2 protein-coding genes are annotated in these 2,595 nt (G+C 63.5%); one reads left to right on the top strand and one right to left on the bottom strand.

Annotated features, from left to right (window positions below):
* Positions 1 to 278: 278 nt before the first annotated feature.
* Positions 279 to 1,037 carry a 4'-phosphopantetheinyl transferase gene (locus RF646_RS13205; protein WP_368836230.1) on the top strand — a complete coding sequence of 253 codons (759 nt, stop codon included), beginning with the start codon at positions 279 to 281 and terminating at the stop codon, positions 1,035 to 1,037.
* A 246-nt stretch (positions 1,038 to 1,283) separates the two neighbouring features.
* Here the strand turns inward: RF646_RS13205 and RF646_RS13200 are convergent, their stop codons facing one another.
* On the bottom strand, positions 1,284 to 2,195 hold the full coding sequence (locus RF646_RS13200; protein ID WP_368836229.1) for a hypothetical protein: 912 nt from the start codon (positions 2,193 to 2,195) through the stop codon (positions 1,284 to 1,286).
* Between the last annotated feature and the right edge of the window lie 400 nt (positions 2,196 to 2,595).

Genomic DNA, 2,595 nt, shown 5'->3' with positions numbered 1-2,595 from the left:
TCTGGGCGGCACTGGAATCGCCCATCACGGCAACAGCCGCGCCAACGTCAACAACGTCCTTGCCCGCAACATCTAGAGGCGCCCTATCAGCGGCTGCGACGCCTGGAGCTTGGCATCGGCACCAATCCCGACCTCACCGCGCCTTGACGCCGATAGGAGCATTCATTACTGCGATAGCCCCATTGCGCCGGGTCGGTGCTGTGTTTAGTACCTTAAGGATGTCGGGATGCGCCAGTTTTGCTTTTAACGCTGTCTGGGTGCGGCCCGATTGACCACGCATGAAACAATGGGGCCGATACTGCAGGTGGCGGAAGCGGAGCGATGGAGGCGGGTTAGTGATCGTTGGCCTTCTTCCTAAACAGGTACGACATGCTGAGGCGTTCGCGGACCCGACTGACGAAGCATTATTCCCAGAGGAGGAACAATACGTCGCGAACGCAGTCGAAAAGCGTCGCCGTGAGTTCGCCACCGTGCGTGCTTGTGCCCGCTCTGCTCTTCGAGATCTAGGTTATGCAGCGGTGCCGATCCTTCCTGGAATGCGCGGCGCCCCATGTTGGCCGGCGGGAGTTGTGGGAAGTATGACCCATTGTGAAGGGTACCGAGCCGCAGCTGTTGCGCTGGGCAACGAGGTACGAAGTGTGGGCATCGATGCCGAACCCAATACTTCATTGCCGGACGGGATACTGGATGCAGTGTCATCGCCGAGGGAGCGACACATGGTCCAGGCTTTGGGGCGGGTGACTCCTTCGGTATGCTGGGACAAGATCCTTTTTAGCGCGAAAGAGTCAGTGTACAAGGTGTGGTCACCCCTTGCGGAGACTTTCCTTGATTTTCACGATGCCGAAATTCGTGTCGATCCGCCGATCCGAGAGGGATCGAACATAGGAACATTCTACGCGGAGCTACTCGTGGCCGGGCCATGGCCGACCGGCCGTTTGTTGGAGGGCCGATGGTGCGCCCGAAATGGCCTCATCGGCACGGCCATCGTCGTGCGTTCTCGGTCTGCCATGCAAGGCATGCGTGACCTGAGACAATGAAGGTCGGCGAGAACGGCTTGGTCGGCCAGTTGTACCAGAGGTGGCGGGTCCAAGTCTCGCGGAGAAGCCGTCGATTAAGATGACGGCATTGGCCAGTTCTGTCGCGCGTCAGACTTTGTGGCAGGGTTAGTTAGTTGTAGGTGGCCATGACGTTTTAGATGCTCCACAGATGTCATGTGTCCCTGACAGCACCACGGCTTGGCTTTACATATGGCCGGTTAGCGGCGGACCGTGCTGCGGTAGCGGTTACTCGCTGACTTCTTCGATCTCGGCGGGCCAGGTGTATGCGTGGCCGGGGACGGCGACGATGATGGTGTGCTTGATCTCTTGTCGGGCGAGCCGGTCGTGCAGCTCGGCGGCGGTGGTGAGCGTGGACTCCGGGAGAGGACCATCCGGAAGCGCCCCGAAGTCGTCCCGGGTTTCTGCCCAGAAGCTCAGGCGGCCGTCCTCGCCTCCGTAGCCGATGTCCAGGGTGCGGATACCTTGGGCGTCCCCCAGGCGTGCGCCGGCGACGATGTCCGCGGCGGTGACCTGGCCCATGCCCGTGGGCTTCTCGGCCAGCACGGTGGTGTTGCCCTCCTGACCGATGAGCTGAACGTCATCGGGCATCACCTGGCGGGCGTCCAGGAACCCCTGGACCGAGGCCTCCGAGGTGAAATCCACCTCGCGGTAGCCAATCAAAGTGATCGCCGGGCCGGGTCCGGGCGCATCTCCGGTCACCAGGCGGTCCGTGGCGGCCCGGGCCGCGTCGGTCCACTGGCGGGCCAGCGGCAGCACCGACACGGGCCCCTTCCCAGCCTCGATGCGATCGGAGCCGGAGGTGACGAGGACTTTCCAGGTGGCCGGCTCCACCGGGAAGGTCACCGCCTCGGGGCCCTCCTCGGGACCGACGCGGTGGCCCTGCTCCACCGGCCAGTCGTGCTCCGTGATGATCCGGTGAGCCCCAGGAAGAAGTTCCAGCAGCCAGGCCTGGTCCGTGTCCTCGTCCAGGTCCAGTTCCAGGGTTCCGGACCTGGGCGGCCAGGCTCCGTGCAACGAGCGGTTGACCCAATACGGGGTGTCCACCGTCAGCACCGCCCGATCCACGCCCTCGAGCCGATCCAGCTGCCGCTCCACGCTCTTGAGGCTGCGCCACCAGGGGTCGAATGGGGTGGTCACGCTCATCTGACTCCAGAGGAATACTGTGCCGGCCACAGCACAGAAGAGGAACACCCCCACCAGGGCGAGAACGGTGCGCCTCACGGCGCGGTGGCGCGCGGAGACGTCGACGAAGGGTGGCACCTGCTCAGCGTAGGACGCACTCAGGCGTTCGGACGGTCATGGGCGCCGTGGCCAGAACCGCTGACATTCGCATCAACGGCGAGATATGCACCGTTGCAGTTGGGGTTCCGGTGTGAGCACTAAAGGCGTTTCCCCGGTGCAGCGGGGGCATGACATTGGTTGTCGAGCCAGGTGTGATTGCGGGCAGACTGTGCTCATGACTCCTGCCCGTCCTGAGCATCCGTCCATGGCTGATCGACTGACTCGTCTGGCCGGTCAGGCCCCGGCCGCGGTCGGC

Source organism: Kocuria sp. CPCC 205261 (assembly GCF_040981025.1).
In the GTDB taxonomy this organism is placed as follows: domain Bacteria; phylum Actinomycetota; class Actinomycetes; order Actinomycetales; family Micrococcaceae; genus Kocuria; species Kocuria marina.
This window is presented reverse-complemented; position numbering and strand designations above follow the sequence as displayed.

Bases quoted from the DNA above. Each gene is read 5' to 3' on its own strand.
- RF646_RS13205 (WP_368836230.1), top strand. From the start codon at position 279: ATGAAACAATGGGGCCGATACTGCAGGTGGCGGAAGCGGAGCGATGGA.